Genomic DNA, 7,775 nt, shown 5'->3' with positions numbered 1-7,775 from the left:
CGAGCTGGGCGGCAGGCCGATGTTGTCGACGATCGACAACAGCTCGGACGGCGGGATCACCTCGCGGATCTTCTGCTCGATACGGCCGAACTCGACCGAGGCGTCCTCGATCCGCGTGCCGACCCGCGGCCGGGCGTGCAGGGTGATCTGGCCGGAGTCCACCGCGGGAAAGAAGTTCTCGCCGAGGAAGGGCGTCAGCCCGAAGGAGAGCGCCACGACCGCCAGGAAGAGTGTGACGAAGCCGCGCCGACGGCGCAGCGCCCGCTCAAGCAGGGCGCGATAGCTTTCGCGCACGCGGTGGAAGCGGCCCTCGAAACCGCGCTGGAAGCGCGCCAGGGGGTTTTTCCATGCGGAAGGGGCGGCGTGGGGTTCGGCCTCGTAGGGGTTCGCGCCGGAATACTCGATCCCGCTCTGGTGCGGCTTCAAGAGGAACATCGCCATCGTCGGTACCAGCGTCCGCGACAGGATGAAGGAGGCGACCATGGCGAAGACCACAGCCTCGGCCATCGGCACGAACAGGAAGCCCGCCACGCCCTGCAGCATGAACATCGGCACGAAGACGATGCAGATGCAGAGCATGGAGACCAAGGCCGGCGTCAGGATCTGATCGGCGCCGTCGAGGATGGCGGTGCGGACGTCCTTGCCCTGCTCCAGGTGCCAGTTGATGTTCTCGATGGTGACGGTGGCGTCGTCGACCAGGATGCCGACGGCGAGCGCAAGGCCGCCCAGCGTCATGATGTTCATCGTCTGGCCGAGCGCCGAGAGCGCGGCGATCGCGCACAGCACCGCCAGCGGGATGGAGGTGGCGATGATGACCGTCGAGCGCCAGCTTCCCAGGAACAGCAGCACCATCAGGCTGGTCAGGGCCGCGGCGATGACGCCCTCGCGCACCACGCCGCCGATCGCCGACTTCACGAACAGCGACTGGTCGTTCAGCTGAACGATCTTGAAACTGTCGGGCAGGGTCTCCTTGAGCTTCGGCAGCTTGTCTTTCACGCCCTGGACGATGTCGAGGGTCGAGGTCTGGCCGACTTTGAGGACGGTGGTCAGCACCGCGCGGGCGCCGTCGACGTGGACGATGCTCTGCTGCGGCGGGCTGCCGTCGCGAACGTGGCCCACGTCCTTCACATAGATGGTTGCGCCGCTCGCGGTCTTGATCGGCACGTCGTTGAGCGCCTCGATCGTCGGCACGGCGTCGTTGAGCTCGACGTCGTACTGCAGGCCGCCGACCTTGATCTGGCCCACGGGGGTGATCTGGTTCTGGGCGGCGATGGCGCCCGCGACGTCCTGGGCCGACAAGCCCTTGGACTGCAGGGCGACGGGGTCGAGGTCGATCTGCACTTGGCGCACGCGGCCGCCGTAGGAATAGGGGATGGCCGCCCCCGGCACGGTGGTCAGCGCCGGGCGCATGAAGTTCTGGGTGAGGTCCAGCACCTGCTGCTCGGACAGCGCCTTCGACGAGGTCGCCAGCTGCAGGATCGGCACGGTCGAGGCGTTGTAGTTCAGGATCAGCGGCGGCTGGGTTCCGGGCGGCATCGAGCGGATCGCCGTCTGCGAGATCGAGGTCACCTGGGCCGTCGCCGTGCGGATGTCGACGTTGGGCTGGAAATAGATCTTCACGATGCCCATGCCGGGCAGCGAGGTGCTCTCGATGTGCTGGACGTCGTTGACCGTGGTGGTCAGCACCCGCTCGTAGGGCGAGATGATTCGCCCCGACATCTCGTCCGGCGACAGGCCGGTGTAGGTCCAGGCCACGCCGATCACCGGCACCTTGATGTTGGGGAAGATGTCGGTCGGCGTCTTCAGCGCCGCCATGGGGCCGATGATCAGGATCAGCAGCGCCATCACCACGAAGGTGTAGGGACGACGCAGGGCGATGCGGACGAGGGCCTGCATGCGCGGGGATACTCCACGGGTGGACGGCCGCCCACTGGGCGCAGCCGGCTCGAAGCGCGGCCTCATGCGCCCGTGCGGCTAAATCCCCGGCGCGATTTGGATGAAGATTGTTTTAGGTGAAGCCTTCTCTCCGCCTTGTGGGGAGGGAAGCTCAGTCATCCAGCCGCAGCACATACCCATGGCCGCGGACGGCGTGGAGCAGCGCCGCGCCAAGTTCGCGGCGCAGCTTGGCGCGCAGGCGGGCGACCAGCGCGCGGATGCGCTGCGGCTGGGGCTCGGCCTCGGCGCCCAGGAGGTGACGGTCGAGACGGGCCAGGTCGACCACCTCGCCCTCGCGCCGCAGGAGGAAGGTCATCAGCCGAAATTCCGCGGCGGAGAGCTGGGTCTCGCGGGGACCGATCGACAGCCGCCGCGCGCCGCGGTCCAGGCTGAGGCCCGCGCGTTGCAGCGGCGACGGGCGCAGGCGGTCCGACAGCCGCACGAGGGCCATCAGCTGGGTCTGCACCTCGATCAGGTGCAGCGGCCGGATCAGGCAGGCGTCGGCGCCGGCGCGGAGCGCCGCGGCCCGTTCCGCCGGCTCGGCCGCGTCGGCCAGCACCGCCAGGGGCGCTTCGCTGCTGAGGCGGGCGATGAGCGCGGCGTCCAGCCGGGGCATGTCGGCCAGGACGAGGTCATAGCCGTCCTCGGCCGCCAGCGCCGCGGTCTCCTGCGCCCAGCCGGCCAGCTCGACGATGTGGCCCATCTGCCGAAGCCCCTCGACCAGCCAGTGGTCGTCGCCGTGGCCGCTCATGTAGATCAGCTGCATGCGGCTCTAGCCTTGGGGCCAGGCGTCGATTGTCACCTTAAGGCCCGGCTGGGCGTCGCCCAGCTCCAGCCGGAAGGCGTGCAGGCGCACGACGGCGGCGACGATGCTCAGGCCCAGGCCCGAGCCCGGCGCGCATTCGTGCCGCCGACTGCGGTAGAAGCGCTGGAGCACGGCCTCGCGCTCGCCTTCGGGCACGCCGCAGCCGCTGTCGACCACCTGGATGCGCGGCCCCGCCGCCGTGGCGTCGAGGGCCAGCAGCACGCGTCCGCCGACCGGGGTGAACTTGATCGCATTGGCCACCAGGTTGCCGATCGCCTCGAACAGGAGCTCGCCGTCGGCCTGGATCGGAGCGGCGGGGGCGAGCCGGAGCTCCAGCGTATGGCCAGCCTCCTCGGCCAGCGGCTCGTAGAGCTCGAAGACGTTGCGCAACAGGGGCTCGAGCCCGACCGCGGCGAAGCCGGCGCGGCGTTTGCGGCGGTCGATCTCGGCGATCCGCTGCAGGGCGCGGAAGCGGACCAGCAGGCTGTCGGTCTCCTTCAGCGCCTGCTCCAGGGCGAGATGGTGGGGATCGGTCTCGTCGAAGCTCTGGCTGGTGCGGTAGAGCAGGGCGCGCAGGCGGTTGAGCGGCGTGCGCAGGTCGTGGGCGACGTTGTGGCCGACCACCTGGACCTCGCCCATCAGGCGCTCGACCTCGGCCATCATGGTGTTGGCGAGGCGCGCCAGGACGTCGATCTCGTCGCCGCGCGCGGAGACCGGCAATCGGGCGGTGAGATCGCCCTGCAGCACCGCCTCGCTCGCCCGCTGCACCTCCCGGATCCGCCGGAGGGGCCCGAGGCTGAGGGTCGCACCGAGCCCTAGGCCCAGCAGAAGCACGATGCCGCCGAACCCCAAAACGGCGCTGGCGATGATGTGGCGCAGGCCCTTGAGCACCTTGGCGTCGTAGCCGACCACCAGGATCTCGCCCCAGGGCAGGCGCTTGGCCAGGCCCTGGGCGCCGGGCAGGAAGCGGGCCCCGGCGAGCCCGCGGGGGACGCCGTCGATCGGCAGGTCGGGCGGCAGGGCCCTGACGTTGCCAGTGATCCACACCCCGTCGGCGGAGAACAGGCCGTAGTAGTTGACCTGGCGGACGTCCGCGGCCTGCGCCTGGGCGATGCGGTCCGGCAGGGTGTCGGCAGGCCCGGTGCTGAGCGACCTGGCCTGGCCGAGCACGATCTGGTCCATCTGCGTCGTCAGGTAGCCGGCGGCGCTGAAATAGATCAGCGCCACGAGCGCCAACACCCCGACGGCGAAGACCGCGCCATAGATGACGGTCAACCGGAACGGCGTGGTGCGCCATAGGCGCATCGCGGTATCGAACTCAGCGCGGCGGGCGGAGCGCATAGCCGGACCCGCGGACGGTCTGGATCAGGGGCTCGGCGCCGGGCGGATCGACCTTGCGCCGCAGTCGGCCCATGTGCACGTCGATCAGGTTGGTGCCGGGATCGAACCGGTAGCCCCAGACCGACTCGAAGATCATGCTGCGGGTCAGCACCTGGCCGGAGTTGCGCAGCATCAGCTCCAGCAGCTTGAACTCGGTCGGCAGGAGCTTCAGATCGCGGCCGCCTCTGCGCACCTCGCGGGTGACGAGGTCCATCTCCAGGTCACCGGCGCTCAGGATGGTCTCGCGGGCCCCGGCGCGCCGCTGGCGGCGCAGCAGCACTTCCAGCCGGGCGCTGAGCTCCTCGGATGCGAACGGCTTGGTCAGGTAGTCGTCGCCGCCGGCGCGCAGGCCCTTGACCCGCTCGTCGACGTCGCTCAAGGCGCTGACCATCAGGATCGGGGTGTCGACGCCGGCCTGGCGCACGACCTGCAAGATGGTCAGGCCGTCGACGTTCGGCAGCATGCGGTCAAGCGTGATGGCGGCGAAGGGCTCGCTGACCGCGCGCATCAAGCCCTCGCGCCCGTCGGCCACCCATTCGACGTCGAAGCCGGCTCCCGTCAGCTCGGAGATGATCTCCTGCGCGATAGTCTCGTCGTCCTCGATGCAAAGGATGCGGCTCATGCGCGCGAGTAGGCGGACATGTCGCCGGGCGACGCAAGCTCCGGGCGGACGGGATCGCTAGTCGGCCTCGCTCCAGGCCGGCGTCGCCTGGTCGACGCCGAACTTCTCCAGGCGCAGCAGGAGCCGGCCTTCTCGCCAGAGCAAGCCGCCCAGGCCGGCGGCGGCCTCGGCGCCCAGGCGGACCGCGTCGCGATCGGTCTCGGCTTCGAACTCGAAGCTGACGCCGGCGGTCGCGGGTTCCTGAAGGAGGCTCAGTCGATATGCCTGCATCGCCATTGCAAGGCCCCTCGGCCGTCCCCGACGCCCGGAAGAGAGAATGCCCGGCTCATTCTCCAGTTCCGCGATAGGGAATGGCTAAGTCCTCAGACGAGCTGGCGCAGGATGAAGTAGATTCCCCCGGAGATGGCCATGGCGGCCGGGAGCGTCAGCACCCAGGCCATGGCGATCGAGCGCACCGTCGACCACTGCAGGCCCGAGCCGTTGGCCGCCATGGTTCCCGCCACCCCGCTGGAGAGGATGTGGGTGGTCGAGACCGGCAGGGCGTAGGCGTCGGCGGCGAGGATCGTGCCCATGGCGACGAGCTCGGCCGCTGCGCCCTGGGCATAGGTCAGGTGGGTCTTGCCGATCCGCTCGCCGACCGTGACGACGATCCGCTTCCAGCCGACCATCGTGCCCAGGCCAAGCGCGATGGCGACGCAGACCTTCACCCAGGTCGGGATGAAGCGCGTGCTCTTCTGCAGGTTGTCGCTGTAGGCCTTCAGCGCCTTGGCCTCGTCCGGGGCGAACTTGACCTTGTTCTTGGTCATGATCCGGATGGCGTCGTTGGCCAGATACATGTCGTTGCGCAGGTTCGGCGTGGCGGCGGCCGGCACATGCTTGATGGAGCCGTAGTTCTTCACGTTGGCGGCGATGTCCTGCGACAGGGAGGCGAGGCCCGCGTAGACCGCGGGCTTGTCCAGCTGCTTGGTGCGCAGGGCGTCGCCGACGACGGTGCGGGCCTGGGCCGGCGGGATCATCGGCCGGCCCTTGGCGTGGGTCTCGAACACCGCCTGGGCGGAGGCCGCCGACTGGACGAAGGCCGGGGTGTGGCTGTCTTCCATCGTGCGGTTGAGCGCGTAGGCGGTGGGCGCGGCGCCGATCAGGATCAGCATGATCAGGCCCATGCCCTTCTGGCCGTCGTTGCTGCCGTGGGCGAAGGAGACGCCCGTGCAGGTCAGCACCAGCAGGCCGCGGATCCACCAGGGCGGCGGGGCATTGGTCTTCGGCTCCTGATAGAGCGTGGGCGAGCGGACCAGAACCTTCAGCAGCAGCAGCGCGACCGCCGCCAGGCCAAAGCCCATCAGCGGGCTGAACAGCAGGGCCTGGAACACTTTCATGGCCTGGCTCCAGTCGACGCCCGAGGTGTGCTGGCCGGCCGGCGCCATCAGCTGGTTGGCGAGGCCCACGCCCATGACCGAGCCGATCAGGGCGTGGGAGGAGGAGTTGGGGATGCCGAGCGCCCAGGTGCCCAGGTTCCAGATGATCGCCGCCAGCAGCAGGGCGAAGATCATCGCGTAGCCGGCCCCCGAGCCGACCTGGAGGATCAGCTCGACGGGCAGCAGGGTGATGATGCTGTAGGCCACCGCGCCGGTCGAGACCATGACGCCGATAAAGTTCCAGCAGCCGGACCAGACCACCGCCACGACGGGCGGCAGGGAGTGGGTGTAAATCACCGTGGCCACGGCGTTGGCGGTGTCGTGGAAGCCGTTCACGAACTCGAAGCCGAGCGCGATCAGAAGGGCGATCCCCAACAGGAAGAAGACGCCGACGGCGATCGGCTCGTTCACGCTGCGGATGTCGTCGACCAGGCCGTGCAGGCCGTAACCGAGGCCCAGCGCCAGCAGCGTGCAGAAGACGACGCTGGTGACGGCGTTCGGCCGGTGGTCGAGGTGCGGCTTGGCCACCCGTGCGACCGAACTCGTGATGGCGGCGTCAGTCATCGCAAATGTCCCCCTGAGATAGGCTCTGCGAGCCGTCTGCATCTAAGGGGTGCGCCGCAACGAATTTATGAAGAATGTCTGAACGCGCCCAACCTTGGGTGGCGTGGCGGCGCTTGGTTTGCGCGCTGAACGTGCGTCCGGCAGGCCCTTCCAGGGCCGGGCGCAACAGGTCTTCAGGTCGCGGGAAATGAGTGGTCGCGGGTGTAGTCGGCCCGCAAGTTGTCTGCCGATATGTGGGCGGCGTACCAGCTTTACAGCCTCAGCAACCTCAACGTCGGTGGCCGTCTCCCTTTCGCGGCTTCCCCGCGCCGAGGCCGGCGGCAACAAACGGTCCAGCTTGAGACCATAGTCACTGGACACGATCACGGTCCAGCCGTTGGGCAATACCGAGCAGGCGAGCCGCGCCCTCAACTCATCGTTGGCCCAGCCGGTTTCACGGAAGCCGAGGTGCGCCAACAGCGCATCCTTGTCGCTGCTCTGCACGGCGAGCCAGTTAACATGAAGGCTCATCTCACGTTTGCTCCGGGCCTGCTCGCCGTGCTGGTGCTTGGCTGGGTGGAGCGAGAGGCCGTCGTCCGGGCCTCAGGACCGAGACCTACACTTGTGGAATGGGCCGGGAGGGCAGGGTGGATTTCCGGCCGCATTGGGCCGAAATCGGAGAGACGCTATCGGCTCCCGCATCCCCGGCATGCCGCGGACTTCTTGAGACAGTTCCGGCCGACGAATGGAGGCCCATTGTCTTGCAGGAATGAGTGGTCGGAGTGGCAGGATTCGAACCTGCGACCCCCGCGTCCCGAACGCGGTGCTCTACCAGACTGAGCCACACTCCGACTAAGGAGCGGGCCTTATAGGGAAGGATTCCGTGGCCTGCAAGCGGGCCATTTTCCCGCGCTGAAGACGGTCAGAAGGCGTTGCATCCGCAAAGGCGCTGCGCTATCTCCACCGCCTCGCGAGGGGGAGCCCCTCTGCGCCGTTCCTGCTGGGGAATGGTGTAATGGTAACACTGCGGTTTTTGGTACCGTCATTCTAGGTTCGAGTCCTAGTTCCCCAGCCA

The 7,775-nt window shown here is 68.5% G+C and carries 7 protein-coding genes and 2 tRNA genes; 1 reads left to right on the top strand and 8 read right to left on the bottom strand.

Annotated features, from left to right (window positions below):
* From VJS38_RS13930 to VJS38_RS13895, 8 genes are all read right to left on the bottom strand, one after another.
* Positions 1-1,896 (bottom strand): efflux RND transporter permease subunit (locus VJS38_RS13930; protein WP_324088751.1); only part of this gene is annotated, 1,896 nt, incomplete at its 3' end.
* A gap of 151 nt (positions 1,897-2,047) precedes the next feature.
* Positions 2,048-2,701 carry a winged helix-turn-helix domain-containing protein gene (locus VJS38_RS13925; RefSeq protein ID WP_324088750.1) on the bottom strand — a complete coding sequence of 218 codons (654 nt, stop codon included), beginning with the start codon at positions 2,699-2,701 and terminating at the stop codon, positions 2,048-2,050.
* 6 nt (positions 2,702-2,707) lie between these two features.
* On the bottom strand, positions 2,708-4,045 hold the full coding sequence (locus VJS38_RS13920; RefSeq protein ID WP_324088749.1) for a HAMP domain-containing sensor histidine kinase: 1,338 nt from the start codon (positions 4,043-4,045) through the stop codon (positions 2,708-2,710).
* A gap of 13 nt (positions 4,046-4,058) precedes the next feature.
* Positions 4,059-4,742: a response regulator transcription factor gene (locus VJS38_RS13915; protein WP_324088748.1), complete on the bottom strand. Its 684-nt coding sequence runs from the start codon at positions 4,740-4,742 to the stop codon at positions 4,059-4,061.
* Between the two features lie 57 nt (positions 4,743-4,799).
* Positions 4,800-5,018: a hypothetical protein gene (locus tag VJS38_RS13910; RefSeq protein ID WP_324088747.1), complete on the bottom strand. Its 219-nt coding sequence runs from the start codon at positions 5,016-5,018 to the stop codon at positions 4,800-4,802.
* A gap of 86 nt (positions 5,019-5,104) precedes the next feature.
* Complete coding sequence (locus tag VJS38_RS13905; RefSeq protein WP_324088746.1) at positions 5,105-6,721, bottom strand: inorganic phosphate transporter; 1,617 nt, start codon at positions 6,719-6,721, stop codon at positions 5,105-5,107.
* Positions 6,722-6,763: 42 nt separating this feature from the next.
* Positions 6,764-7,231, bottom strand: coding sequence for a hypothetical protein (locus tag VJS38_RS13900; RefSeq protein ID WP_324088745.1), 468 nt, complete (start codon positions 7,229-7,231; stop codon positions 6,764-6,766).
* Positions 7,232-7,474: 243 nt separating this feature from the next.
* Positions 7,475-7,551, bottom strand: a tRNA-Pro gene (locus tag VJS38_RS13895).
* A 150-nt stretch (positions 7,552-7,701) separates the two neighbouring features.
* Here VJS38_RS13895 and VJS38_RS13890 point away from each other — a divergent pair.
* Positions 7,702-7,775: transfer RNA gene (locus VJS38_RS13890), tRNA-Gln, on the top strand.

This window comes from Phenylobacterium sp. (assembly GCF_035276905.1).
Classification (GTDB): Bacteria; Pseudomonadota; Alphaproteobacteria; order Caulobacterales; family Caulobacteraceae; genus Phenylobacterium.
This window is presented reverse-complemented; position numbering and strand designations above follow the sequence as displayed.

Coding starts and splice junctions, on each gene's coding strand:
- VJS38_RS13925 (WP_324088750.1), bottom strand. CDS start 2,701: ATGCAGCTGATCTACATGAGCGGCCACGGCGACGACCACTGGCTGGTC.
- VJS38_RS13920 (WP_324088749.1), bottom strand. CDS start 4,045: ATGCGCCTATGGCGCACCACGCCGTTCCGGTTGACCGTCATCTATGGC.
- VJS38_RS13915 (WP_324088748.1), bottom strand. CDS start 4,742: ATGAGCCGCATCCTTTGCATCGAGGACGACGAGACTATCGCGCAGGAG.
- VJS38_RS13910 (WP_324088747.1), bottom strand. CDS start 5,018: ATGGCGATGCAGGCATATCGACTGAGCCTCCTTCAGGAACCCGCGACC.
- VJS38_RS13905 (WP_324088746.1), bottom strand. CDS start 6,721: ATGACTGACGCCGCCATCACGAGTTCGGTCGCACGGGTGGCCAAGCCG.
- VJS38_RS13900 (WP_324088745.1), bottom strand. CDS start 7,231: ATGAGCCTTCATGTTAACTGGCTCGCCGTGCAGAGCAGCGACAAGGAT.